General features: G+C 70.4%; 25 protein-coding genes and 1 tRNA gene. 15 read left to right on the top strand and 11 right to left on the bottom strand.

The window, feature by feature from the left end:
* Positions 1-94: 94 nt before the first annotated feature.
* Positions 95-706 carry a DoxX family protein gene (locus ABD705_RS05655; RefSeq protein ID WP_344781424.1) on the top strand — a complete coding sequence of 204 codons (612 nt, stop codon included), beginning with the start codon at positions 95-97 and terminating at the stop codon, positions 704-706.
* A gap of 80 nt (positions 707-786) precedes the next feature.
* On the opposite strand, the gene ABD705_RS05650 is transcribed toward ABD705_RS05655, so the two are convergent.
* Positions 787-859, bottom strand: a tRNA-Lys gene (locus tag ABD705_RS05650).
* 67 nt (positions 860-926) lie between these two features.
* The gene (locus ABD705_RS05645) at positions 927-2,144 is read right to left on the bottom strand and encodes an NAD(P)H-binding protein (RefSeq protein ID WP_344781421.1); all 1,218 of its coding nucleotides are present in this window, start codon (positions 2,142-2,144) and stop codon (positions 927-929) included.
* A gap of 42 nt (positions 2,145-2,186) precedes the next feature.
* Between ABD705_RS05645 and ABD705_RS05640 the strand changes: the two genes are divergently transcribed.
* The 4 genes from ABD705_RS05640 to ABD705_RS05625 all read left to right on the top strand — a co-directional run bounded on the left by ABD705_RS05640 (position 2,187) and on the right by ABD705_RS05625 (position 5,371).
* On the top strand, positions 2,187-2,594 hold the full coding sequence (locus tag ABD705_RS05640) for a helix-turn-helix domain-containing protein (protein WP_344781419.1): 408 nt from the start codon (positions 2,187-2,189) through the stop codon (positions 2,592-2,594).
* Between the two features lie 65 nt (positions 2,595-2,659).
* The gene (locus ABD705_RS05635; RefSeq protein ID WP_344781417.1) at positions 2,660-3,070 is read left to right on the top strand and encodes a VOC family protein; all 411 of its coding nucleotides are present in this window, start codon (positions 2,660-2,662) and stop codon (positions 3,068-3,070) included.
* A 341-nt stretch (positions 3,071-3,411) separates the two neighbouring features.
* A complete protein-coding gene (locus ABD705_RS05630) occupies positions 3,412-4,050 on the top strand; it encodes a DNA-directed RNA polymerase subunit beta (protein WP_344781415.1) in 639 nt (212 codons plus the stop codon).
* A 436-nt stretch (positions 4,051-4,486) separates the two neighbouring features.
* Complete coding sequence (locus ABD705_RS05625; RefSeq protein ID WP_344781413.1) at positions 4,487-5,371, top strand: aminodeoxychorismate lyase; 885 nt, start codon at positions 4,487-4,489, stop codon at positions 5,369-5,371.
* Between the two features lie 50 nt (positions 5,372-5,421).
* On the opposite strand, the gene pstB is transcribed toward ABD705_RS05625, so the two are convergent.
* The 7 genes from pstB to ABD705_RS05590 all read right to left on the bottom strand — a co-directional run bounded on the left by pstB (position 5,422) and on the right by ABD705_RS05590 (position 13,414).
* Positions 5,422-6,201 carry a phosphate ABC transporter ATP-binding protein PstB gene (gene pstB, locus ABD705_RS05620; RefSeq protein ID WP_344781411.1) on the bottom strand — a complete coding sequence of 260 codons (780 nt, stop codon included), beginning with the start codon at positions 6,199-6,201 and terminating at the stop codon, positions 5,422-5,424.
* A gap of 16 nt (positions 6,202-6,217) precedes the next feature.
* Positions 6,218-7,321: a phosphate ABC transporter permease PstA gene (pstA, locus tag ABD705_RS05615; protein ID WP_344781409.1), complete on the bottom strand. Its 1,104-nt coding sequence runs from the start codon at positions 7,319-7,321 to the stop codon at positions 6,218-6,220.
* A complete protein-coding gene (pstC, locus tag ABD705_RS05610; RefSeq protein WP_344781407.1) occupies positions 7,321-8,271 on the bottom strand; it encodes a phosphate ABC transporter permease subunit PstC in 951 nt (316 codons plus the stop codon). Before pstC ends, pstA begins: the two co-directional genes overlap by 1 nt.
* 82 nt (positions 8,272-8,353) lie before the next feature.
* Entirely contained in the window at positions 8,354-9,457 is a 1,104-nt protein-coding gene (gene pstS, locus ABD705_RS05605) for a phosphate ABC transporter substrate-binding protein PstS (protein WP_344781405.1), read from the bottom strand.
* A gap of 121 nt (positions 9,458-9,578) precedes the next feature.
* Entirely contained in the window at positions 9,579-10,517 is a 939-nt protein-coding gene (locus ABD705_RS05600) for an NUDIX hydrolase (protein WP_344781403.1), read from the bottom strand.
* On the bottom strand, positions 10,514-12,682 hold the full coding sequence (locus ABD705_RS05595; RefSeq protein ID WP_344781401.1) for an RNA degradosome polyphosphate kinase: 2,169 nt from the start codon (positions 12,680-12,682) through the stop codon (positions 10,514-10,516). Before ABD705_RS05595 ends, ABD705_RS05600 begins: the two co-directional genes overlap by 4 nt.
* A 51-nt stretch (positions 12,683-12,733) precedes the next feature.
* Positions 12,734-13,414, bottom strand: a complete 681-nt coding sequence (locus ABD705_RS05590; RefSeq protein WP_344781399.1) for a response regulator transcription factor — start codon at positions 13,412-13,414, stop codon at positions 12,734-12,736.
* Positions 13,415-13,488: 74 nt separating this feature from the next.
* Here ABD705_RS05590 and ABD705_RS05585 point away from each other — a divergent pair, with 74 nt between their 5' ends.
* From ABD705_RS05585 to ABD705_RS05570, 4 genes are all read left to right on the top strand, one after another.
* On the top strand, positions 13,489-13,779 hold the full coding sequence (locus ABD705_RS05585; RefSeq protein ID WP_344781397.1) for a hypothetical protein: 291 nt from the start codon (positions 13,489-13,491) through the stop codon (positions 13,777-13,779).
* A gap of 165 nt (positions 13,780-13,944) precedes the next feature.
* Positions 13,945-14,547 (top strand): nitrobindin family protein, encoded by a 603-nt coding sequence (locus ABD705_RS05580; RefSeq protein WP_344781395.1) that lies wholly within the window; start codon positions 13,945-13,947, stop codon positions 14,545-14,547.
* Positions 14,548-14,552: 5 nt separating this feature from the next.
* Complete coding sequence (gene ygfZ / locus ABD705_RS05575) at positions 14,553-15,644, top strand: CAF17-like 4Fe-4S cluster assembly/insertion protein YgfZ (RefSeq protein ID WP_344781527.1); 1,092 nt, start codon at positions 14,553-14,555, stop codon at positions 15,642-15,644.
* A 9-nt stretch (positions 15,645-15,653) separates the two neighbouring features.
* Positions 15,654-16,400 (top strand): phosphoglyceromutase, encoded by a 747-nt coding sequence (locus tag ABD705_RS05570; RefSeq protein WP_344781393.1) that lies wholly within the window; start codon positions 15,654-15,656, stop codon positions 16,398-16,400.
* A gap of 3 nt (positions 16,401-16,403) precedes the next feature.
* Here the strand turns inward: ABD705_RS05570 and phoU are convergent, their stop codons facing one another.
* The gene (gene phoU, locus ABD705_RS05565) at positions 16,404-17,063 is read right to left on the bottom strand and encodes a phosphate signaling complex protein PhoU (protein ID WP_344781391.1); all 660 of its coding nucleotides are present in this window, start codon (positions 17,061-17,063) and stop codon (positions 16,404-16,406) included.
* Between the two features lie 168 nt (positions 17,064-17,231).
* Here phoU and ABD705_RS05560 point away from each other — a divergent pair, with 168 nt between their 5' ends.
* Both ABD705_RS05560 and ABD705_RS05555 read left to right on the top strand, forming a co-directional pair.
* A complete protein-coding gene (locus tag ABD705_RS05560) occupies positions 17,232-18,455 on the top strand; it encodes a sensor histidine kinase (RefSeq protein ID WP_344781389.1) in 1,224 nt (407 codons plus the stop codon).
* The gene (locus ABD705_RS05555; protein WP_344781387.1) at positions 18,452-19,135 is read left to right on the top strand and encodes a winged helix-turn-helix domain-containing protein; all 684 of its coding nucleotides are present in this window, start codon (positions 18,452-18,454) and stop codon (positions 19,133-19,135) included. Before ABD705_RS05560 ends, ABD705_RS05555 begins: the two co-directional genes overlap by 4 nt.
* 15 nt (positions 19,136-19,150) lie before the next feature.
* On the opposite strand, the gene ABD705_RS05550 is transcribed toward ABD705_RS05555, so the two are convergent.
* Positions 19,151-19,651, bottom strand: coding sequence for a DNA modification methylase (locus tag ABD705_RS05550; RefSeq protein ID WP_344781385.1), 501 nt, complete (start codon positions 19,649-19,651; stop codon positions 19,151-19,153).
* 159 nt (positions 19,652-19,810) lie between these two features.
* Between ABD705_RS05550 and ABD705_RS05545 the strand changes: the two genes are divergently transcribed.
* From ABD705_RS05545 to rlmB, 4 genes are read left to right on the top strand one after another with little or no spacing between them, the layout of a single operon-like run.
* Positions 19,811-20,293, top strand: coding sequence for a CarD family transcriptional regulator (locus ABD705_RS05545; protein WP_344781383.1), 483 nt, complete (start codon positions 19,811-19,813; stop codon positions 20,291-20,293).
* Between the two features lie 37 nt (positions 20,294-20,330).
* Positions 20,331-21,548 carry a 2-C-methyl-D-erythritol 4-phosphate cytidylyltransferase gene (gene ispD / locus ABD705_RS05540; protein WP_344781381.1) on the top strand — a complete coding sequence of 406 codons (1,218 nt, stop codon included), beginning with the start codon at positions 20,331-20,333 and terminating at the stop codon, positions 21,546-21,548.
* Positions 21,549-21,597: 49 nt separating this feature from the next.
* A complete protein-coding gene (cysS, locus tag ABD705_RS05535) occupies positions 21,598-23,010 on the top strand; it encodes a cysteine--tRNA ligase (RefSeq protein WP_344781379.1) in 1,413 nt (470 codons plus the stop codon).
* Positions 23,003-24,013: a 23S rRNA (guanosine(2251)-2'-O)-methyltransferase RlmB gene (gene rlmB, locus ABD705_RS05530; RefSeq protein ID WP_344781377.1), complete on the top strand. Its 1,011-nt coding sequence runs from the start codon at positions 23,003-23,005 to the stop codon at positions 24,011-24,013. Before cysS ends, rlmB begins: the two co-directional genes overlap by 8 nt.
* Positions 24,014-24,082: the final 69 nt, after the last annotated feature.

Raw genomic sequence — 24,082 nt, 5'->3', positions numbered from 1 at the left:
ATATCGCCCGTCCGGAATATCCCGCCCGCCCGCGCTGTTCTCTGACAGCGAAACCCGTCCGCGCGATACGGGCGCAGCGAATCGGAGGATGAGTGTGAGTTTCGGAAGACTGGCAGTGCGCGTCGTCATCGGCGGGCTGTTCATCGGACACGGCACGCAGAAGCTCGCCGGCTGGTTCGGCGGCAGCGGCCTCGAGGGCACCGACAAGATGATGGCGGCCGTGGACATGTATCCGGTGCGGCGCAATGCGATCGCGGTCGGTGTCACCGAGACCGCCGGCGGCGCGCTGCTGATCGCGGGTGGCGCCACACCGCTGGCCGCGGCCGGACTGATCGGCAGCATGACCACCGCGGTGCGCAAGGTGCACGGCAAGAACGGGCCGTGGAACTCCAACCGCGGATGGGAGCTGAACGCCATCATCGTCGCAGCCCTCACACTGCTGGTCGAGGCCGGCCCCGGCCGCCCGTCGGTGGATGCCGCGCTGGGCCGCGTCAAGTCCGGGCCGGGCTGGGCGCTGGCCGCGCTGGGAGCCGGTGTCGCCGGATCGGCTGCTCTGGTCGAACTCGGCCGCCGCGCCGCGCAGCGTGCCCGCGAGCAGGCGGCGTCGGCGTCCGCGGCCAGTACCGGCACCGCATCAGACGCAGCCGCTGAATCAGATGCGGCTGCCGCATCAGACGCTTCCGAGGGTGCCGCCTCGGGCGCGTGAGCCGCGTCGGACGCGTGAGCCGCGTCGGCGCAGGCATCCGGCGCGCCGATGCACGAAGCGCCCGCGAGGATGACATCGAGTGGGCCCGGAGGGGCTCGAACCCTCGACCCGCGGATTAAAAGTCCGATGCTCTGCCGACTGAGCTACAGGCCCTCGACCTCAAGACTACTTCGCGACCGGCCCGCGGTGATAACCGAGACGGGATGCCGACGCCGGCAGGTCACTGCGGCGTCGGGATCGTGGCCGACACCCAGAACACGCCGTCGGCCCGGTCGCCGGAGTCCACCGCACCGCCCAGCGCCCGCACCGTCGACCGTGACCGCGACAACGACGTGGACTGGGACGCCTGCGGCGTCAGGCCGCCCGGCTCGTGCGACACCTCGACCTCGACGGCGTGCGGCAGATAGCGGACCACGGCCGCGGCATCCACCCCGCGCGCACGGCTGAGCACCAGGCCGACGCCCTCCTGCAGGGCGCGGAACGCGGCTTCGTCGATGCGCGGCGGCAGCGGCCGCTCAGCACCCTCGATCCGCAACGTGATCGGCATGCCGGCCGTGGTCAGCCCGGCGATCAGCTCGCGCGCGTTCGACAACGACGGCTCGGGTGCGTCCGGCAGCGGAGCGCGCACGATCGGGATGCCGGCGATGCCGACCGGGCGCGGTGTCTTGGCCTGCCCGTCCGAGCCGGTCTGCTCGACGAGCCACTGCGCGAAGGTCTGCTCGGCGAGGTGGGTGTGGACGCCCGCCAGCAGGCTGCCATCGCGCATCTGGCGCCCGAACGCGCCCGGCAGTGACATCTCCACGACGTGCCCGGGCAGGCCCTTGGCACGCAGATAGCGGCGGGTCAGCTCGGCCATCCGCTCGATGCGCGGGCCGGCCACGTCCCCCACCCGCCCGGCGGGCTTGCCCTCGGCCAGATCGACGAGCCGCGTCGCGACGGCGCGGGCGGCGATCGGCTGCGAGCGCATCCGCGGCACCAGCACGAACGGGCCGAACTTCATCCGCTCGGCCATCTGCCCGGCGAACTCGTGGAACTGGGTGGCACGCAGCAGCGTCCACGGCACCGCACCGGCGGCGACGGCACGCTCCTGCGCGAGCTTGCCCTGGTAGTACCCGTAGCCGTTCTCCGAGGTGTCCACCCCGACGATCGACAAGACGACGTGATGGCGGATCCCGGCGTGCTCCTCGGCGGCGAGCAGGTTGCGCGTCATCGTCTCGAAGTCGCGGATCGCCGCCGACGCGGACATCGCCTGCGATCCGCTGACATCGATCACGACGTCGCCGGCCCGCAGCACCGCATCCAATCCGTCGCCGGTGCGCAGGTCGATCCCGGTGGAACGTGAGATCACCGCGGTCTCGTGCCCACGCCCGGCGGCGATCTCGGTGACCAGGCGGCCGACCGTCCCGGTGCCGCCGGCGATCACGATCCTTGTGGCCATGCTCCGAGCGTAACGCCGCCGGCCCGCGAGTAACCTCGTGGCGTGGCATCCGCATCGCAGACTCCCGAGCAACTCGCCCACCTGCGTCGCGCCCGCGATCTGATCGACCGCAACTACGCGCAGCCTCTGGATGTGCCGACCATGGCCGCCCGCGCCCTGATGTCGCCGGCGCACTTCTCCCGTGAGTTCAAGCTCGCGTACGGCGAGACGCCGTACGCCTACTTGATGACCCGGCGCATCGAGCGGGCGATGGCGCTGCTGCGGGCGGGCACGAGTGTGACGGATGCCTGCACCGCCGTGGGCGCGACATCCCTCGGATCGTTCAGCTCAACGTTCACCGAGATCGTCGGCGAGACGCCGAGCGCGTATCGGAAGCGGCGGCACGACGATGCCGAAGCGCTGCCGGAATGCTTCGCGCGCCTGCTCACCCGCCCGACGCGGTATGCCTGAGCCGGGCCGGCATCGAGCAGGATCCGAGAAGCGCCGGCGCCGGCATCCTGCGTAGCCTTGCCGACATGAATGACATCAGATTCGGATACTTCCCGCTCACCGTCGATGACGTCGACGAGGCCCTCGCGTTCTACCGGGACGCCGTCGGGCTGACCGTGCTGAGCGATGTGTCGGGCAACGGCTGGCGCTGGCTCAGCCTGGGCACCGCCGACCAGCCGGGCTTGGCGGTCGTGCTGTCGGCGCCCGGCGCCGGGCGCTCGCCGGACGACGCCGACGCGCTGCATCGGCTGATCGCCAAGGGAGCCGGGCCCGGCCCCCTCGTGTTCGCCGCGACGGACCTGGACGCGGCGTTCGAGCGGATCCGCGCCACCGGCGCCGAAGTGCTGCAGGAGCCGATGGACCAGCCGTGGGGCCCGCGCGACTGCGCGTTCCGCGACCCCGCCGGCAACATGGTGCGGATCAACGGCACCGCCTGACGGCGTTGCGGCCCGGCCGTACAGCGAGCAGAACTCCTTCGATCCGGAGCCTCAGGTCTCTTTCGGCGCGGAATCGGCCCCGGTCGGTCGGTTTTGGAGGAGTTCTGCTCACGCCGGCGCCGCCACCCGGCCCAGTGGGGCGAGCCCGCAGGGCCGCCAGTGCGGCGAGCGGGTGGCCGGAGCTCCTGGGATCCGTGGCCGGAACTCCTTCGATCCGCAGCGCGGAGGCCGTTTTCGGCGGGGTGTCGACTTCTGCCGATCAGGTGTGGCGGAGTTCTGGCCGCGCCGGCGTCGGCCGGCGGGCCCGAAGGCTTGCCGCGGACCCCAGGTAGCCTGATGGTGTGACCGACGACGCCAGACAGTTCCACAAGCCGGTGCGCCGCTCGACCGACGAGCTGGACCGGCTGTTCGGCGCGCACGACCCTGCCGAGGCGTCGCGCGTCGCGCACTCGACCGCCGCGGCGCTGCTGTCGCGCGTGCGGGCGCAGCCGGACGCGCAGATCGTCGACCGGCTCGTCGCGTTCACTGAGACGCACGGCATCGACGACCTCGCGGAGCTGTGGTCGCAGGCACCGGCACGGTCGCTGCCGGGTGCGCTGTGGCGGCTCTATCTGCTGCAGCTGATGATCCACGACGATGCGCAGACGGCGGCGCTGCTGTATGACCGCGGACGCATCGAGATCAGTTCGGCTGATCCGGTGATCGCAGGGGCGCCGGTGCCGGCCGCACCCGAGGAGCTGGTCGCCGTGGTCGACCAGATCATGCGTGGCGTGTTCGTGGGCGACTTCGCCGTGGCGCTGGATCGCGCTGCGGCGTTCTGCCGAGTGCAGGCGTCAGGTGCGACCCACGTCGCCGACGACTATGAGCACACCGAGTCCGAGCGGGCGACCGCCCTGACCACGCGGGCGCTGCGGCTGTCGACATACGCCGCCGACCTGTCCGCCTGCGCCGCCCTCTGGCGGCACGAGAACCTGACCTGACCTCGGTTGACCTGCACTGCACCCGCCGGGCCGAGGCGGTTCCCGGCCCCGTGTGCCGAGGTGGTGCGTTGCGCGCCGAGGCGGTGCGTCTCGTCCCGAGGTGGTGCGTTGCGCGCCGAAGCCGTGCCGCAGGCGCTGAGGCGGCGCGGTGTGGGCCCAGCGGGGCCGCAAGCTCCGCGGGCCGTGCCCTCGTCCGGGCGCAAAGATGCCGGGCCGCAGAACGCCTCTCGGCGCGAGGCCGCTCGAAGCGGCAGAAGTTGGAGCCCGGGGTTACTGCGGCCCGGCCGATCCAGTGTAACCGAGACCGGCCGGCGGGTATTCCACGGGTCGTTCGCACGGGTGTGTCGCAGAAGCAGGCTGGAATCGCGATACGATGCCGGACGACGCACCCGTCGGCCGATCCAGCCTGCTTGTGCGACACGGCTACGCTCGGACCATGGCCGCCCACTTCGCCCTGCTGATCGACCCCGCTGCACCCGACGATGAGCGGCGCGACTTCGCCGATACGTTTCAGGCCATCGACCCGACCGCGCCCGCGCTGAGCGTCGGCGAGCTGAGCTCGCAGCGCGGTGACGGCATCTTCGAGTCGATCGGCGTCATCGACGCGCATCCGCAGGAGCTCGAGGCGCACTTGGAGCGGCTCGCCCACTCTGCAGCGCTGTGCGACCTGCCTGCCCCGAACCGGGATCAGTGGCGCCAGGCGGTGGCCGCCGCGGCCGCGCAGTGCGGCACGGGGGAGCATGTCATCAAGCTGATCCTGAGCCGCGGCGTCGAGCACGGGCCGACCCCGACCGCATGGGTGACGGCATCGGATGCCGCCGACTTCACCGCCGTCCGCGTCCATGGCGTGCGTGTGGTGACGCTGGATCGCGGCATCGACAGCACGACCTCGGCCCGCGCGCCCTGGCTCCTGCTGGGCGCGAAGACCCTGTCGTACGCCGTGAACATGGCCGCGCTGCGCGAAGCGCACCGCCGCGGCGCCGACGACGCGATCTTCGTCTCGTCGGACGGCATCGTGCTCGAGGCGCCGACTGCCTCGGTGATCGCGCGGTTCGGCGACCGCTTCGTGACGCCGGCGCCGGGGTCGGGCATTCTGCACGGCACGACGCAGGTGAGCGTGTTCGAACACCTCGCCACCGCCGGGCACGAGACGGCGTACGAGACGATCCGCACTGCCGAGCTGGCGCGGGCGGATGCCGCGTGGCTGGTCTCGAGCGTGCGCCTGGCCGCGCCGGTGGTCTCGGTGGACGGTGCCGCACTGGCCGTGGACGCGCAGTTCACGGCATCGCTGAACCGATACCTGCTCACGCCACGCGACTGAGCCGGCTGCTGCTCACGCCGCGCGACTGGGCACGGCCCGCGAAGCCCCGCCTACCCGAACCGCCCCGACACGTAATCCTCGGTGGCCTGCACCGACGGGGTCGTGAAGATGGTCTTGGTCTCGTCGAATTCGATCAGCTTGCCGGGCTTGCCGGTGCCGGCGATGTTGAAGAACGCGGTCTTCTCGGACACGCGTGAGGCCTGTTGCATGTTGTGCGTCACGATCACGATCGTGTAGTCGTTCTTCAGCTCGGCGATCAGCTCTTCGATGGCGTACGTGGAGATCGGGTCCAGCGCCGAGCATGGCTCGTCCATCAGCAGCACCTGCGGCGCCACGGCGATCGCGCGGGCGATGCACAGTCGCTGCTGCTGGCCGCCGGACAGTCCCGAACCGGGCTTGTCCAGTCGGTCCTTGACCTCTTCCCACAGGTTCGCGCCGCGCAGCGACTTCTCGGTGAGCTCCTCGGCGTCCGACCGCGACATGCGCTTGCTGTTCAGACGCACCCCGGCCAGCACGTTGTCGCGGATCGACATGGTCGGGAACGGGTTCGGCCGCTGGAACACCATCCCGACGTTGCGCCGCACCGCGACCGGGTCCACGCCCCTCGCGTACAGGTCGTCGCCGTCCAGCAGCACCTCGCCCTCCACGCGGGCCCCGGGGATCACCTCGTGCATCCGGTTCAGGGTGCGCAGGAAGGTGGACTTGCCGCAGCCGCTGGGGCCGATCAGCGCCGTGACGCTGCGTGGCTCGATGTGCAGGGACACGCCCTCCACGGCGAGGAAGTCGCCGTAGTACACGTCCAGATCGTTGACGTCGATGCTCTTTGACACAGATGTCTCCTTCGGTTCAGAAGCCGCGCCGCGGCGCGAAGACCTTGGCGATGAGGCGACCGATGAGGTTCAGCACCATCACGATGAGAATGAGCGTGAGCGCTGCCGCCCAGGCACGGTCGATGGATCCCTGCGCGCTGACACCGGCGGCCTGCGTGTACTGCGTGTACACGAACACCGGCAGCGTCATCATGCGGTCCTCGAACAGGTTGTAGTTCATGCTGAACGTGAAGCCGGTCACCAGCAGCAGCGGTGCCGTCTCGCCGATCACGCGGGCGATGGCCAGCATGATGCCGGTCACGATACCCGCGATCGAGGTCGGCAGCACGATGCGCAGGATCGTCAGCCACTTCGGCACGCCGAGTGCATAGGATGCCTCGCGCAGCTCGTTGGGCACGAGCCGCAGGATTTCTTCGCTGGAGCGCACCACGACGGGGATCATCAGCACCGACAGCGCGATCGCGCCCATGAAGCCGTTGCGCACGGCCGGGCCGAACAGCATCGCGAAAAGGGCGAACGTGAACAGACCCGCCACGATCGAGGGGATGCCGGTCATCACATCGACCAGGAACGTGATCGCGCGCGCCAGTGCACCGCGGCCGTACTCCACGAGGTAGATCGAGGTCAGCAGGCCGATCGGCACCGAGATCAGGGTTGTCATCGCGGTGATCAGCAGCGTGCCGATGACGGCGTGCAGCGCCCCGCCGCCGTCGCCGATGATGTTGCGCATCGACTGCGTGAAGAACGTGACGTCGAAGCGGGCCAGGCCCCCGATCAGCACCGTCCACAGCAGTGAGATCAGCGGCAGCAGCGCAATGATGAACGCGGTCGACACGAGCGAGGTGACCAGTCGGTCCAGCGCGCGGCGCGGGCCCTCGACGATGCGGGACAAGGCGTACAGCACGATGTCGAACAGCACGGTGCCGACGAACACGGCCCCGACGATGTTGAAACCGGCGGTGGCGCCGGCGGCGGCCAGCAGCGCGAAGAACGTGCTCGAGAAGATCAGGCCGCCGGCCAGCACCATCCAGGCCGACCCGCGCGGCAACTGCCCCGCGGCCAGGGCGTTGTGGGTGCGGATGCCGGTGGCCGTGGGCCGTTCTGCCGTGGCGATGGCCATCAGTTGGCTCCAGAGAAGGCGGCTCGGCGGCTGACGATCCAGCGGGCGAGGACGTTGACCAGCAGGGTGACGGCGAACAGCACCAGGCCCGAGGCGACCAGGGCGTTGACCGACAGACCGGTGGCCTCGGGAAACTGCAGCGCGATGTTGGCGGCGATCGTGTTCGGGTTCTGCGCCTGCAGCACCGCGAACTTGACGACGAGGGCGGGGGAGAGCACCATCGCGACGGCGAAGGTCTCGCCCAGCGCTCGGCCCAGACCCAGCATGATGGCGGAGATGATGCCGCTGCGGGCGAACGGCAGTACGGCCATCCGCACCATCTCCCACTTGGTCGCGCCCAGTGCGAGCGCGGCTTCCTCATGCAGGCGCGGGGCCTGCAGGAAGATCTCGCGGCAGATCGCGGTCATGATCGGGATGACCATGACGGCGAGCACGATGGCCGCCGTGAGGATCGTGCGCCCGGTGCCCGAGACCGGCGGGGCGAACAGCGGGAACCAGCCCAGGTTCTCACCCAACCACTGGTAGAACGGCTGCACGAACGGGGCGAGGGCGACGATGCCCCACAGGCCGAACACGACCGAGGGGATCGCCGCGAGCAGATCGATGATGTAGCCGAGCGTCTGCGACAGGCGCCGAGGGGCGTAGTGCGTGATGAACAGTGCGATCCCGATCGACAGCGGGGTCGCCAGCAGCAGCGCCAGGAACGCCGCCCAGACGGTGCCGAACACGAGCGGCCAGACGTACTGCCAGAAGTTCGCCGCCTCACCCGGCAGCTGGCCCGGCTTCGCCACCAGGGCGGGGAGGGCCTGGATGACCAGGAAGATCGCGACGGCCGCCAGGATCGCCAGGATCAGCGAGCCGGCCACGACGGTGGTCGTGGCGAACACACGGTCGCCGACCCGCACCTTCGATCCGTTGCCCGTGACGGGGCGGACGGCGGTCGTGCTCATCTTGTGCTCTTCCTTCTCCGAGTCGGTCTCGGGCCGATGGCCGGCCCGGCCCCGTGCGTCGGGTGCCGGGCCGGTCGGTGTCTCACTTGATGGACTGTGCGGCGGCGATCACCTTCGCCGACAGCGCCGCCGACAGCGGCGCCGACCCGGCCTGCTGCGCGGCCGCCTGCTGGGCCGCGTCGCTTGCCACGTACTGGATGTAGCTGCTGACCAAGGCGCCGGTGGCGGCGTCCTGGTACTGCTGGCAGGCGATCAGATACGACACGAGCACCAGCGGCCAGGCGTTCGCCTGCGTGTCGGTGCGGTTGATGTCGATGGCGAGGTCGTTCGCCTCGCGGCCGGCGACCGACGGCGAGTCGGCGACCACGGCGGCGGCACCGGCGGCCGAGATCTTCACGAACGCGTCGCCGACCTTCAGCTGCGCGACCTGCAGTCCGGCGGCGCCGGACTCGTCGATGTAGGTGATCGAGTTCTTCGCGCTCTTGGTGGCCTCGGCGACACCCGACGTGCCCTTGGCGGCGTCTCCGATCTGGTACGGGAAGGTCTGCCCCGAAGGCTGGGTCCAGACGTCCTTCGCGTTGGCCGCGAGGTACTCGGTGAAGTTCTGCGTCGTGCCCGAGTCGTCCGAGCGGTGCACGACGATGATCCGGGCGCTCGGCAGCGTCGTGCCGCTGTTCAGGGTGGCGATCTTGGGGTCGTTCCAGGTCGTGATCTTGCCCGAGAAGATGCCCGCGATGGTCGCGGCATCCAGCTTCAGGTCGGTCACGCCCTCGACGTTGTAGGCGATTGCGATCGGCGAGATGTAGACCGGCAGGTCGATCGCCTTGGTGCCGGGGGCGCACATCGCGAACGAGCCGGCGAGCTCCGAGTCCTTCAGCGCGGCATCGGAGCCGGCGAAGTCGGCCGCCCCCGAGATGAAGCTCTTGCGTCCGGCGCCGGAGCCCTGCGGGTCGTAGTTGATGTTCAGGTCGGGGTTGGCCGTCTGGATGCCGGCGATCCAGGACTGCTGGGCGGTGCCCTGCGCCGAGGAGCCGATGCCGTTGATGGTGCCCGAGAGCGTCGTCGGCGCGGCGCTGCCGGCCGGGGTGGTGTTGTCGGCGGCGGCCTCGTTCGAGGCGCAGCCGGCGAGGACGAGTGCCGCGGCGACGGCCACGACGCCCAGCGGTGCAATGCGATTCAGCTTCACTGTGTGCAGTCCTTCACATGTTCGGGATGTCGGCCCCGGTGCGGGGCTCGGCAAGACCGTAAAGCGCGTTGGTGTCCAGGGTGCGCTGTGCGGGTGAACGGAAGGTGAACGCTGCGACGGATCAGACCTTGGGCTCGTGCGTCTCGATCGCGATGATTCCCGACCCGGGGTTGGTTGCCGACAGGTGCACGACCGAGAAGGCACCTACTGGCAGGGCGGCCGCCTCGCCCAGGTAGGAGCCCTGCATCGTGCCGGTGGCCAGGGCCAGCTCGCGCATGATCTCGGGCAGCACCGGGCCGTGGCTGCACACCACGGCGGACTTGCCCGCCCGTACCCGCTGGCCGACCACGGTGCGCACGTCGGAGGTGCCCTCGTCCCAGGCGTCCTGGCTGACCGCGGCGGTGCGGTGCACCTTGTGCCCGAGCGCGGCGGCCAGCGGGGCGACGGTGGCCACGCACCGCACCGCGTCCGAGGAGATGATCTTGCGCACCCCGAACGCCTGCAGCGGACCGGCGGCGGCCGCGGCCTGCTTCGCGCCGCGGGCGGTCAGCGGCCGCAGCGCGTCCTCACCCGACCACTCATCGCGGCCGGCGGCCTTGGCGTGTCGCAGCGCGATCACGGCGAAGGTCTGCAGCACACCGTCGTCCACCAGCTGCAGGAAGTTGTCGATGATCTCGACATCGACCGGGTAGCTCATCCGGGAGCGGGCCTTCTTCGGCGAGATCCACTCGATCGCGGCGATCTCCTTGTTGGGTACGAACCGGGATACCCGGATGGCGTCGTCGGTGGCGTGCGCCGCCCAGTAGTGCACGATCTTGGTGCGGGTGTTGGGCAGCTTGTAGCGCGAGACGCCGACCGGCACCCCCAGATGCACCGCGATGCCGGTCTCTTCGACGATCTCGCGCACTGCGGTCTCGGCCAGCGTCTCGCCGGGGTCGACCTTGCCCTTGGGCAGCGTCACGTCGGCATACTGGGTGCGGTGGATCACCAGCACCTTCAGCTTTCCGTCGATCAGGCGCCAGAGGACGCCACCGGCCGCATAGACGGCGGTCTCGCTCATCGCCGCACCACCCGGGCGCGACGGCGACGCATGATGTTCTGCATCGTCCTATCCTGCAGGTCGATGAAGGGCTTGCCGCTGTCGGTCGTGCTGTGCCGGACCCACTCGCCATCGGGCTGCAGGTGCCACGAGCTGACCGTGTCGCTCATCGCCAGGGTGAACAGGCCTTCCAGCCGTGTGATGTGCGTGTCGGCGGTCACCCGCACGAGAGCTTCGATGCGGCGGTCGAGGTTTCTGTGCATCATGTCGGCGCTGCCGATGTAGACCTGCACATCGCCGTTATTGGCGAAGGAGAAGATCCGCGAGTGCTCCAGATAGCGCCCCAGGATGCTGCGCACCGTGATGTTCTCGCTCATCCCGGGCACGCCGGGCTTGAGGCTGCAGATTCCGCGCACCCAGATCTCGACCGTCACTCCGGCCTGGCTGGCACGGTACAGTGCGTCGATGATCTGCTCGTCGACCATCGAGTTGACCTTGATCCGGATGCGGGACGGCAGCCCGGCCAGCGCGTTGCGGCGTTCCGTGTCGATCAGCCGGGTCAGCCCCTTGCGCAGGTGCCGAGGCGCGACCAGAAGCCGCTTGAATTTCTTCTCGATGGCATAGCCGCTGAGCTCGTTGAACAGGCGGATGAGGTCGCGGCCCACCTGCGCGTCGATCGTGAAGAGGCCGAAGTCCTCGTAGATGCGGCTGGTCTTGGGGTTGTAGTTGCCGGTGCCGATGTGTGCGTAGCTGACCAGGGCGCCTTCCTCTTCGCGCACCACGAGGGCGAGCTTGGCGTGCGTCTTGAGCCCGACCAGGCCGTAGACCACGTGCACGCCGGCCTTTTCGAGCTTGCGGGCCCAGCTGATGTTGTTGGCCTCGTCGAAGCGCGCCTTGACCTCGACCAGCGCGAGCACCTGCTTGCCGGCCTCGGCGGCGTCGATCAGCGCCTGCACGATCGGGCTGTCGCCGGAGGTGCGATACAGGGTCTGCTTGATGGCCAGCACATGCGGGTCCTTGGCCGCCTGCTCCAGGAACGCCTGCACGCTGGTCGCGAACGGCTCGTACGGGTGGTGCACCAGCACGTCGCCCTTGCGGATCGCCGCGAACAGGTCGGCGTGGCCGTGCGGATCGGCGGGCTGGAAGCCCAGCGTGGTGACCGGCACGTGCGGCGGATAGCGCAGCTCGGGGCGGTCGATGCGCCCCAGATCGAACAGGCCGCGCAGATCCAGCGGGCCGGGCAGTCGGTAGACCTGCTGCTCGGTGATCGACATCTCGTCGATCAGCAGGTTCAGCGTGATGTCGTCGATGTCCTCGGTGATCTCCAGCCGGATCGGCGGGCCGAACCGGCGGCGCAGCAGCTCGGCCTCCAGCGCCTGGATCAGATTCTCGGTCTCGTCCTCCTCGACCTCGACGTCCTCATTGCGGGTGAGTCGGAAGGTGTGATGGTCGAGGATCTCCATGCCCGGGAACAGGTCGTCCAGGTTGTTCGCGATCAGGTCTTCCAACGGCAGGTACCGGATCCGGTTCGACTCGTCCTCGACGCGCACGAAGCGCGGCAGCATCGGCGGCACCTTGAGCCGGGCGAACTCCTGTCGCCCGGTGCGGGCGTTGCGGATGCGGATGGCGAGGTTCAGCGACAGCCCGGAGATGTAGGGGAAGGGATGGGCCGGGTCCACCGCGAGCGGCGTCAGCACCGGGAAGACCTGCTCCTGGAAGTAGCGGTACAGGTCGGCGCGCTCGGGCTCGGTGACATCCGCCCAGGTGAGGAAGTCGATGCCGGCCTCGGCGAGGGCGGGCTTGACTTGATTGGTCCACACGTCCGCGTGTCGCAGCTGCAGTCGGTGCGCCTCGGCCGAGATGTCGGCCAGCACGTCCTGCGGGGCCCGGCCGACGTTGGTCGGGATGGCGAGCCCGGTCATGATGCGCCGGCGCAGCCCTGCCACGCGCACCATGAAGAACTCGTCGAGGTTGCTGCCGAAGATCGCCAGGAAGTTGGCGCGCTCCAGCACCGGGAGCGACGGATCCTCGGCCAGCTCCAGCACCCGCTGATTGAAGGCGAGCCAGCTCAGTTCGCGATCGAGGTAGCGGCCTTCGGGCAGCTCGGAGTCGTAGACCTCCTCGAGGTCGAAGTCATCGTCCTCGCCGTCATCCAGCCCGGTGTCCAGGACCTCGTGTTCGATCATTCCTTCATCATTGCAGGATGCGGCCGGGTGCGTACCCCCGCAGCCGCCGGACTACGACCGTGCCGGTTGCTGCTCGTTGTCGGCGGCGTTGAACCGGTAGCCGACATTGCGCACCGTGCCGATCAGCTGCTCGAACTCGCCGAGTTTGGCGCGCAGCCGCCGCACGTGCACATCGACCGTGCGGGTGCCGCCGAAATAGTCGTAACCCCACACTTCGCTCAGCAGCTGCTCGCGGGTGAACACGCGGGACGGGTGCGCCGCGAAGAAGTGCAGCAGCTGGAATTCCTTGTAGGTCAGGTCGAGCACGCGGCCGTGCAGCTTGGCCGAGTACGACGCTTCGTCGATGGTCAGACCCGACGTCTGGATCGATTCCAGTTCGGGATGCGCGGCAGCGCCGCGACCGAGTGCCAGCCGGATGCGGGCTTCGGACTCGGCCGGTCCGGCCGTGGTCAGCAGCACGTCGCTGACTCCCCAGTCCGCGGCCACCGCCGCCATCCCGCCTTCGGTGACGATCAGCACCAGCGGGGCATCCAGTCCGGTCGCGGTCAGGATGCGGCACAGCGACTTCGCGCCGGCGAGGTCGGTGCGCCCGTCCAGGAAGATGAGATCGGCGGCGGGCGCGTTCACCAGATGGGCGGGGTCGGCGGGGATCGTGTGCACGCGGTGGCTGAGCAGTTCGAGCGCGGGCAGGGCGTCGTCGCTCGCAGAGCTGAGAACGAGAAGCTGTGCCACCGGGATCCTCCCGATCCGTCTTGCGGACCGTCGACAGCTCATTTTATGGCCATTCGCCGTGCGACAATGGCGGTATGTCTGCGCCCGAGCTCGCGCCGCCGCGGGGAACGTTCCTCGGCGTCGTCGCCGTCTGGGTGGTGGCCGTGCTCATCGGCGTCGCCGTGGGGATCTTCGCGCCGGTCGCACAGCGCGCCGGCTGGCTGCTCGTCGGGCTCGCCGGGAGCCTCGTGGCCTCGTTCATCGTGCAGCTGTGGTTCGGGCACCCGCGGCGCTTCCTGGCGCGGGTCGCACTGAGCATGCTGGGCTCGCTGTTCCTGCTGGGTGTGATCAGCGCCGGGTTCGGTCTGGCCGCGCTGGGCGCGTAGCATCCCGGGGCTGCAACGCCAACCCGTACTAGAGTGTGGGTATGGACCTCGTCGCGCTTGAACTCTTCTTCGTGGGACTGCTGGGCCTTGCCTCGCTCGCGATCCTCTTCGTCGGCGTCGTCGTCGTCAAGAACCTGTATCGCGGCCAGCGCTGATCGGCGTGCCGTGATCGAACTGCCGACCGGCCTGCCCGCCGATCTCGTGCCGCTGTCGTGGCTGATCGGCGTCTGGGAGGGCACCGGAGTCATCGACTACCCGACCGAAGACCACCGCTACAGCGGCGAGTTCACCCAGCGGGTCAGCTTCAGCCATGATGGCGGGGACTTCCTGAACTATTCCGCCGACGCCTGGATCGGCGCCGGCGACGACCGCACCCGTCTGGTCGGCGAGCTGGGCTACTGGCGGCTCGCGCGCCCGCTGCAGGGCGCCGACGCAGGCCCCGGACTGCTGCCGCCGCGCGCCGCGGCAGCCGCCCGCACCGCCGCCGATGTCGAGACACTGCGCAACTCCGAGAACGGCTTCGACATCGAAGCCGCCGTGGTGCACTCGGACGGGACCAGCGAGCTGTACCTCGGCCAGATCCGCGGCCCTCGCATCGACCTGTCCACCGACGCCGTCGTGCGTCCGGCCGGCGCCAAGGACTACACCGCCGCGACCCGCATGTACGGCCTGGTCGACGGCCATCTGCTGTGGGCGTGGGACATCGCCGCGCTCGGCCATGACCTGGCCTCGCACGCCTCGGCACGCCTCGCGAAGGTCTCCGGATGAACCCGATGGCGGCGGTGGCCGCAGTCTCCGGCGCGGTCATCGCCGACGGCATCCTGCAGCACGCCGGCAACCCGATCGCCGAGCAGCGCGACCTCGCCGGCGGGCGCGCGCTCGCACCGCTGGGCGACCGCGTCGTGCTGGCGGTGGGCGGTGCCGACCGGCTCACCTGGCTGGAGTCGCTGTCGACCCAGCAGATCAGTGCGCTGGTTCCGGGGCAGAGCAGCGAGCTTCTGATCCTCGACCCGAACGGGCGCGTGGAGCACGCCGCGGCCGTCGTCGACGACGGCGCTACCGCATGGCTGGTCGTGGACCGGGCGGATGCCGACGGGCTGCTGAGCTGGCTGGTCAAGATGCGCTTCCGGCTGCGGGTGGACCCGCGTGATGCCCGCGACGAGCTCGTCGTGGTCGGCGGCACCGCCGCCGCCGTCGCCGCGCTGGCCGCGGCGGCGCCCGCGGGTGTGCCACTGGTCTGGCACGACCCGTGGCCCGAGGTGGGCACGGGCGGCTGGGCGTATGCGGTCGACGCGGGTCACCCCGGGCAGGACTGGGACTGGTCTGAGGCGCTGGTGCTGCCCGCGGAATTGGCGCGGCTGGCCGGCGAGGCCGCCGCAGGCCGGCAGCGGCTGGCCGGGTCGATCGCCGCGGATGCGCTGCGCATCGCGGCCTGGCGCCCGCGCATCGCGGATGCCGACGAGAAGCTGCTGCCGCACGAGGTGGACTGGCTGCGCACCGCCGTGCACCTGCACAAGGGCTGCTACCGCGGCCAGGAGACCGTCGCGAAGGTGCACAACCTGGGGCACCCGCCCCGTCGCCTGGTGTCGCTGCAGCTGGACGGCAGCGACACGAATCTGCCGGCGCGAGGCGACGGCGTCCGCGCCGCGGACACGACGGTCGGGGTCGTCATCGCGGCCGCGCAGCACTACGAGGACGGCCCGATCGCGCTCGCGCTGGTGCGCCGCAGCACTCCGCTGGATGCCGAGCTCGTCGTCGATACGCAGGACGGTCCGGTCGCCGCCGCGCAGGAGGTCATCATCCCGCCCGGCGCCGGAGCCACGGCGTCCGTCCCGCGAATTCCGCGCCTGGGCCGCCGTCGATAAGCTGGAGCCATGACGGCCCCGTACACGCTCATCCTGCTCCGCCACGGTCAGAGCGAGTGGAACCAGTCCAACCAGTTCACCGGGTGGGTGGACGTGCGCCTGACCGATCAGGGCAAGGCCGAGGCGCAGCGGGGCGGCGAACTGCTCGCCGCCGCCGGCCTGCACCCCGATCTGCTGCACACCTCGGTGCTCAGCCGCGCCATCCAGACCGCCGACATCGCCTTGGATGCCGCGGACCGGCTGTGGATCCCGGTCAAGCGCTCGTGGCGCCTGAACGAACGGCACTACGGCGCGCTGCAGGGCAAGGACAAGGCGCAGACGCTCGCGGAGTTCGGCCAGGAGCAGTTCATGCTGTGGCGCCGGTCGTTCGATGTGCCGCCGCCCGCACTGGCCGACGACAGCGAATACAGCCAGGTCGGTGACCCGCGGTACGCGGGCATCGACGGGGAGGTGCCGCGCACCGAGTCCCTCAAGCTCGTGATCGACCGGTTGCTGCCGTACTGGGAGGGCGAGATCGCGCCCGACCTGAGAGCGGGCAGGACCGTGCTGGTCACCGCGCACGGCAACTCGCTGCGCGCCCTGGTCAAGCACCTGGACGCGATCAGCGACGACGACATCGCGGCGCTGAACATCCCCACCGGCATCCCGCTGGTCTACCGGCTGGGCGAGGACCTCATGCCCCTCGGCCCGGGGGAGTACCTCGACCCCGAGGCCGCCGCGGCCGGGGCTGCGGCGGTCGCGAACCAGGGCAGGTAGCCGCTACGGCTGTGTGATGGCCTCGGTCCAGTCGCCGGTGGCCAGGTAGACGACCTTCTTGGCCACCGACACGGCGTGGTCGGCGAACCGCTCGTGGTACCGACTGGCCAGGGTGGCGTCCACGGTCGCGCCGGCCTCGCCCTGCCAGCTGTCGCTGAGCACCTTCTCGAACACGGCGATGTGCAGTTCGTCGACGTCGTCGTCGGCGTTGCGGATCTGATCGGCCAGGTCGAGGTTCTGCGTGCGCAGCAGTTCGGTCAGCGCATGGGCCAGCTCGACATCCAGCCGCCCCATCTTGGTGAACGTCGAACGCAGCCCCTTCGGGATCGCCCGCTCGGGGAAGCGCATCCGGGTCAGCTGTGCGATGTGCTCGGCGATATCGCCCATCCGCTCCAGCGAGGCACTGACCCGCAGGCTCATCACGACGATGCGCAGGTCGCGCGCGACCGGCTGCTGGCGCGCGAGGATCTCGATGGCCAGCTCGTCCAGCGCCAGCGCCTTGTCGTCGATCGTGCTGTCGGCCTCGATGACCTCCTCGGCCAGCGTCACATCGCTCGTGCCGAACGCGGTGGTCGCCTTCTCGATGGCCGTGGTGACCAGTTCGGCGATCTCGACGAGTCGGGCCTGGACCTCTTCCAGGGACTGGTGGAACACTTCGCGCATGGGGGCACCGTTTCTTGGTCTCAGCGGTCGGCGGCAGCATCCGCGACGCAGTGATCTTCGCCATCGAAGGTTAACGCACGGTGCCGAGCAGGTGAACACTGGCAGCAGTCGGCGCCGGATGCGCGAAGGCTGCGGGCGCGGCCGTGCAGCACACCCTACGCTGTTCGTATGGACCCCGCGCAGCTCGCCGTCTTCGCGCTGCTCATCGGAGTGATCCTGGGCGGCAGTGCCGTCCTGCTGGTGGCCACCGCCTACCGCATGCGCGACCGCGCGGCCGTGCAGGCCACCGAAGACATCCCGCCCGGCGCGCGCGACGTGCTGGCGGGCATGGATGACGCCGCCGTCGTGGTCAACCCGTCCGGCACCGTGCTGGCGGCGTCCATGCCGGCGGAGGCATATGGACTGGTCGTGGGCAAGAACCTGCCCGACGATCAGCTGATGCTGCTGCTGCGCGCGGCGCGGGCCGGCACGGCGTCCGCACCTCTCATGATGCGCCTGCATCGGGGGCGCACGCAGGTGCGGGATGTCTCGGCGCGAGCACAGGCCATCAGCGGGCGACTGGTGCTGCTGGTGCTGCGCGATGTCACCGAGCAGGAGCGCCTCGAGCAGATGCGCCGCGACTTCGTGGCCAACACCAGTCACGAGCTGAAGACGCCGGTGGGCGCGGTCAGCCTGCTCGCCGAAGCGGTTGAGTCGGCCGCCGACGAGCCGGATCGGGTGCGCGACTTCGCGCAGCGGCTGCGCGCCGAAGCCGAGCGCCTGGCAGGTCTGATCACGCGCATCATGAGCCTGTCGCAGCTGCAGTCCGACCAGCCCGTGCAGATGCACGATGTCGGCATCGACGAACTCGTCGATGCCGCTGTGGGCGCCCAGCGGCTGCCGGCCGCGGCCGCCGGCGTCGAACTGGTGCGCGGCGCCCACAGCGGCGCGTTCGTGCGCGGCGACGCACAGGAACTGGGCGAGGCGATCGACAACCTGATCGCCAACGCCGTGGCGTATTCGCCGGCCGGGTCCCATGTGGGCATCGGCGTGAAGGTCGAGCACGGCGTCGTCGAGATCGCCGTCGCCGACCAGGGCATCGGCATCGCCGAAGACGACCAAGAGCGCATCTTCGAGCGCTTCTACCGCGCCGACCAGGCTCGCTCACGCCGCACCGGCGGCACCGGACTGGGCCTGGCGATCGTCAAGCACGCCGTGCAGCGGCACGGCGGCGAGGTGCGGCTGTGGTCGCGTCCCGGCCAGGGGTCGACCTTCACGATCCGGCTGCCCGAGGCGCCGGCGCCCGAGCCGAATCGGCCGGGCAAGCACCGCGGCAAGGTTGCGCACGGCGGCAAGGCCAAGACCAAGAAGAGCAGCACGAAGACCGCAGGGCGGAAGGACACCGGCGCATGACGCGAGTACTGATCGTCGAAGATGAGCCGGACCTGGCCGAGCCGCTGGCCTATCTGCTGGAGCGGGAAGGCTTTCAGACCCGGATCGCCGGCGACGGACCCGGCGCGCTGGCGGCGTTCGAGGAGGGCGGGGCCGACATCGTGCTGCTCGACCTGATGCTGCCCGGCATGCCCGGCACCGAGGTGTGCCGGCAGATCCGCACCACCAGCGCCGTGCCGGTGATCATGCTCACCGCCAAGGACAGCGAGGTCGACATCGTGGTGGGCCTCGAGCTGGGCGCGGACGACTACGTCACCAAGCCCTATTCCTCCCGCGAGCTGCTGGCCCGCATGCGGGCGGTGCTGCGGCGCACCGCCGCCGCCGACGCGGAGCTCGACGAGCGGGTGCTCGAGGCCGGCCGGGTGCGGCTGGACATCGACGGGCACACGGTCGCCGTCGACGGTGAGCAGATCCGCATGCCGCTGCGGGAATTCGAGCTGCTCGAGCTGCTGATGCGCAACGCCGGGCGCGTGCTCACGCGCGGCCAGCTGATCGAGCGGGTGTGGGGCGCCGACTATTTCGGCGACACCAAGACGCTCGACGTGCACATCAAGCGCATCCGCTCGCGGATCGAGGCCGACCCGCGCGACCCCGTGATGCTGGTCACCGTCCGCGGACTGGGCTATCGCTTCGAGGCCTGAGCGGCGGCCTGCCGCTTACTGTGCGGGCGTGGCCGCGGGTGCGGGCACATAGCTGGCGAGGTACTCCTCCGAGCCGTCGAGCACCGGCACGTTGGCCGTCTCGCCGCTGGCGTTGCCGGACTGGAAGTACACCGACACGGTCGCGCCCGGCTTCACGTTCAGGCCGTCCAAGCGCAGCGGGTCGGCGCTGCCGCCGAGGCTGGCCACCGAGTGGGCCGGCACCGGCACGGTCTCGTTGATGGCCGAGGACCCGGTGCCCACCTGCACGTTCAGGGTCTGCGGGTCGCCGGTCAGATTCACGACGGCAGCGATCATGTTGCCCACCGTGCCGTCCTCGTTGGCGACGATCAGCGCGTTGCGCACCAGCAGTGCGGCGCCCGGTGCGTCGGCGACGTTCACGCCGTCACCGGGGGAGTAGGGGATCGTCGTACCCTGGGGGGAGATCATGGCGCAGCCGCTCGCTCCGAGCATGACGGCGGCGCAGACGGCGACGGACGCGAACAGTCGCGATTTCACGGTTCCTCCCACAGGCATTCGATGTGCACCTGCAGTCTACGGGGTGACGGCCGCGCGCGCGGAGCGGGGTGCGGCCAGGGGTGCTCGGCGGGTGCGGGGCGGAACCTTAGTGCATTTCTGCATGTGGTATCCTTGAGGTTGCCGAAAGGATATAACTGCATGCTTTTTGAGGTTGGCGAAACGGTCGTTTATCCCCACCATGGTGCGGCCACCATTGCTGAAGTGAAGACCCGAGTCATCAAGGGCGAAGAGAAGGTCTACCTGAAGCTCCGCGTCACCCAAGGCGACCTGACCATCGAGGTCCCGGCCGACAACATCGACCTGGTGGGTGTGCGCGATGTCATCGGCAAAGAAGGCCTCGAGCAGGTGTTCGAGGTGTTGCGTGCGCCGTTCACGGAAGAGCCTACGAACTGGTCGCGCCGCTACAAGGCGAACCTCGAGAAGCTCGCGTCCGGCGACGTGATCAAGGTCAGCGAAGTCGTGCGCGACCTGTGGCGCCGCGATCAGGACCGCGGGCTGTCGGCGGGCGAGAAGCGGATGCTCGCGAAGGCCCGGCAGATCCTGATCTCGGAGCTGGCTCTGGCCGAGAAGACCGATGAGGAGCAGGCCGGCGTCGTTCTGGACGAGGTCCTGGCCTCCTGATCTCGCGCGGCTGAATCCGACGCGTTAGTCTCGGGGCGTGAGCATCGCCTCTGACCCCAGTGACGTTGCCGCGGAGGGCGCCGTCGCACGGGTCGCGGTCGTCGTCGTCGCCGCGGGCTCGGGCACTCGGCTGCAGGCCGCCGCGCCGAAGGCGTTCGTCGGCATCGACGCGCACTCCCTGCTCGCGCACGCTCTGCGCGGTGTGCTCGCAGTGCCGCGCGCCCAGGTGGTGGTCGTCGCTCCGGCCGGACGCGAGGACCAGGCGCGCACCGAGGCCGAGGCATCCGGCGCCGCCGCACGGGTGAGCGTGGTCACCGGCGGCGCGACCCGGCAGGCCTCCGTCCGCGCGGGCCTGTCTGCCGTGTGGTCGGACGTCGAGGTCGTCCTGGTGCACGACGCGGCCCGTGCGCTGACCCCGCCGGAGGTCTTCACGCGCGTGATCGCCGCCGTCCGCGCCGGCGCTCCCGGCGTACTGCCGGTGCTGCCGGTGGTCGACACGATCAAGCGAGTGGATGCCGACTTCGTCGTCACCGGTGTGGATCGGAGTGATCTCGCCCGCGCGCAGACGCCGCAGGGCTTCGCCCGCGACATCCTCGACGCCGCATACCGGAGCGCGGACCGCGAATACACCGACGATGCCGCGCTGGTGGCGGCCGCCGGACATCGCATCCAGACGGTTCCCGGTGACGAACGGGCGTTCAAGATCACCGGCCCGGCCGACCTGGAGCGCGCCCGCGCGCTCGTGGCCGGCGCGCCGATGCGCGCCGCCGACCGCCGGCCCGCCGGCGCGCGGGTGGGCATCGGCACCGACGTGCATGCGTTCGGCGGCGCCGGAACGCTGTGGCTGGCCGGTCTGTCCTGGCCGGGCGAGCCGGCGCTGGAGGGGCATTCGGACGGGGATGCCGTGGCCCACGCGATCGTGGATGCGCTGCTGTCCGCCGCCGGACTCGGCGACATCGGCACGCATTTCGGCGCCGCACGGCCCGAATACGCGGGGGCCCACGCCGCCGCCTTCCTGGAGCGCACGCGCGCGCTGCTGGCCGAGGCCGGACTGGTCGTCGGCAACGTGTCGGTGCAGGTGCAGGCGAACCGGCCGAAGCTGGCCGCGCGCCGGGCCGAGGCGGAGCGGACGCTGATGGCCGCCCTCGGCGGTGCGCCCGTGTCGCTCGCGGCGACCACGACCGACGGACTGGGGTTCGCCGGCCGCGGCGAGGGCGTCACGGCGTTCGCGGTCGCCCTGGTGCACCCGCTCTGACGCGGATCCGCACACAGGTTCGGGGCACGCGCGCCGGTAGGCTGGACCGGTGACCGTCCGGATCTATGACACCAGAGCGCAGTCGCTTCGCGACTTCGTGCCGAGCGACCCCGGAAACGTCACGATGTACGTCTGCGGCCCCACCGTGCAGTCCGGCCCGCATATCGGCCATCTGCGGGGGGCGCTGAGCTTCGAGCTCCTGGCGCGCTGGCTCGAGCACCGGTTCGCGCGGGTCACCCTGGTGCGCAACGTCACCGACATCGACGACAAGGTGCTGGCCAACGCGAGCGAGACCGAGCCGTGGTGGGCGCTGGCCTACCGGATGGAGCACGAGTTCGCCGCGGCATATGCCGCCATCGGAATCCGCCCGCCGACCTATGAGCCGCGTGCCACCGGGCACATCCCGCAGATGATCGAGCTGATCGAGACTCTGATCGCACGGGGGAACGCGTACGCCGCCCCGGACGGGTCCGGCGACGTGTACTTCGAGGTGCGGTCGTGGCCGGCCTACGGCGCGCTCACCCACCAGGGCCTGGATGCCATGGAGGCGGCCGTCGACGCCGATCCCCGCGGCAAGCGCGATCCGCACGACTTCGCCCTCTGGAAGGGCGCGAAGGACGGCGAACCCGCCACCGCGCAGTGGGATGCCCCGTGGGGACGCGGCCGGCCCGGCTGGCACATCGAGTGCTCGGCGATGGCGCGCCGCTATCTCGGCGACACCTTCGACATCCACGGCGGCGGTCTCGACCTGCGCTTCCCGCATCATGAGAACGAGCTCGCGCAGTCCACGGCCGCCAGCCTCGACTTCGCGCGGTACTGGGTGCACAACGGCCTGGTCACCGTCGACGGGCAGAAGATGTCGAAGTCGCTGGGCAACTTCATCCTCGCCGCCGATCTGCTCGCGCAGCGCCCGGCGCTCGTGGTGCGCTACGCGCTGGGCGCGGCGCACTACCGGTCGAGCCTGGACATCTCCGACAAGACGCTGGACGAGGCCGAGTCCGCACTCGAGCGGATCCGCTCGTTCCTGGTCCGCGCCGGACGTGCCCACGGCGACGGCGTCGGGATCTCGGGCCACCGGCTGCCGGACGCGTTCGTCGCGGCCCTCGACGACGATCTCGGCGTGCCGCAGGCGCTGGCCGTGCTGCACGAGACGGTGCGCGCCGGCAATGCCGCGCTGGACGCCGGCGACGGCGCCGCCGCCGACGACGCACTGGGCGCGGTGACGGCGATGACCGGCGTCCTCGGCATCAATCCGCTCGATCCGCAGTGGCAGGCTGCCGACGCCGGCCCCGAGGCATCCGCTCTCGGTGCGCTCGTGGACACCATGATCCGGCAGCGCGCCACGGCGCGAGCAGAACAGGATTGGGGCAGTGCCGACCGCATCCGCGACGCGATCGCGGCGGCCGGCATCGTCCTGGAAGACAGTCCCGACGGGACTCATTGGAGCGTGCAGCATGACTAAGCCATCACGACCCGGCGCCAGCCGGGGCAAGGCCAAGAAGGGGCCGCAGAAGGGCACCGGCGGCCACAGCCGCAAGGCGCTGGAGGGCAAGGGGCCCACGCCCAAGGCCGAAGACCGCAGCTGGCACGTCGCCGGCAAGCGCAAGGCGGCGGCGGAGCGGTACGCCGCCGCGGGCGGCAAGGGCAAGCCCGGCCAGCGCTCGCCAGGCGCCGGGGCCGCACGCGGCGGCCGGGCCAAGCAGAACGACGACACCGAGACCGTCACCGGGCGCAACTCGGTGCTCGAAGCGCTGCGCGCGAAGATCCCCGCGCTGGCGCTGTACATCGCGCAGCGGGTCGAGGTGGACGATCGCGTCAAGGAGATGCTGTCGATCGCCCGGCACCGCGAGATCCCGGTGCTGGAGGTCACTCGGCCCGAGCTGGACAGGATGGCCGGCTTCGACGGCGTGCACCAGGGCGTCGCGCTGAAGGTGCCGCCGTACGAGTACGCACACCCGCAGGATCTGCTCGAGCAGGTCGTCGCCGCCGGCGCGCTGCCGCTGCTGGTCGCACTGGACGGCGTGACCGACCCGCGCAACCTCGGTGCGATCATCCGCTCCACGGCCGCCTTCGGCGGTCAGGGCGTGATCATCCCGCAGCGGCGCTCGGCGGGCGTGAACTCGGCGGCGTGGAAGACCAGCGCCGGGGCGGCCGCGCGCACGCCGGTGGCACTCGCGGCGAACCTCACCGCGACGCTGAAGGACTTCAAGAAGCAGGGCGTGTTCGTGCTCGGTCTGGACGGCGGCGGAGACGTCTCGCTGCCGCAGCTGGCACTGGCTGACCGGCCCATCGTGATCGTGGTCGGCTCGGAGGGCAAGGGGCTCTCGCGCCTGGTCACCGAGACGTGCGACCAGATCGTGTCGATCCCGATCGAGGCGGCCACCGAGTCGCTCAACGCCGGCATCGCCACCTCGGTCGCGCTCTACCAGGTCGCCACGATGCGGGCCGGTTCCGCGCGGGAATGATTCCCGCGCGCGGGTGATTTAATTCGGTGGCGCCCGGGCAGCGGGCGCATCTCGCGATCGGAAGGATCA

The organism is Microbacterium kribbense (assembly GCF_039537285.1).
GTDB lineage: Bacteria > Actinomycetota > Actinomycetes > Actinomycetales > Microbacteriaceae > Microbacterium > Microbacterium kribbense.
Note: the sequence above shows the minus strand (reverse complement) of the source record. Positions and strands in the feature narration are given on the sequence as shown.

Coding starts and splice junctions, on each gene's coding strand:
- ABD705_RS05645 (WP_344781421.1), bottom strand. CDS start 2,144: ATGGCCACAAGGATCGTGATCGCCGGCGGCACCGGGACGGTCGGCCGC.
- ABD705_RS05635 (WP_344781417.1), top strand. CDS start 2,660: ATGAATGACATCAGATTCGGATACTTCCCGCTCACCGTCGATGACGTC.
- ABD705_RS05625 (WP_344781413.1), top strand. CDS start 4,487: ATGGCCGCCCACTTCGCCCTGCTGATCGACCCCGCTGCACCCGACGAT.
- pstA (WP_344781409.1), bottom strand. CDS start 7,321: ATGGCCATCGCCACGGCAGAACGGCCCACGGCCACCGGCATCCGCACC.
- pstC (WP_344781407.1), bottom strand. CDS start 8,271: ATGAGCACGACCGCCGTCCGCCCCGTCACGGGCAACGGATCGAAGGTG.
- ABD705_RS05600 (WP_344781403.1), bottom strand. CDS start 10,517: ATGAGCGAGACCGCCGTCTATGCGGCCGGTGGCGTCCTCTGGCGCCTG.
- ABD705_RS05595 (WP_344781401.1), bottom strand. CDS start 12,682: ATGATCGAACACGAGGTCCTGGACACCGGGCTGGATGACGGCGAGGAC.
- ABD705_RS05585 (WP_344781397.1), top strand. CDS start 13,489: ATGTCTGCGCCCGAGCTCGCGCCGCCGCGGGGAACGTTCCTCGGCGTC.
- ygfZ (WP_344781527.1), top strand. CDS start 14,553: ATGGCGGCGGTGGCCGCAGTCTCCGGCGCGGTCATCGCCGACGGCATC.
- ABD705_RS05570 (WP_344781393.1), top strand. CDS start 15,654: ATGACGGCCCCGTACACGCTCATCCTGCTCCGCCACGGTCAGAGCGAG.
- phoU (WP_344781391.1), bottom strand. CDS start 17,063: ATGCGCGAAGTGTTCCACCAGTCCCTGGAAGAGGTCCAGGCCCGACTC.
- ABD705_RS05560 (WP_344781389.1), top strand. CDS start 17,232: ATGGACCCCGCGCAGCTCGCCGTCTTCGCGCTGCTCATCGGAGTGATC.
- ABD705_RS05555 (WP_344781387.1), top strand. CDS start 18,452: ATGACGCGAGTACTGATCGTCGAAGATGAGCCGGACCTGGCCGAGCCG.
- ABD705_RS05545 (WP_344781383.1), top strand. CDS start 19,811: ATGCTTTTTGAGGTTGGCGAAACGGTCGTTTATCCCCACCATGGTGCG.
- rlmB (WP_344781377.1), top strand. CDS start 23,003: ATGACTAAGCCATCACGACCCGGCGCCAGCCGGGGCAAGGCCAAGAAG.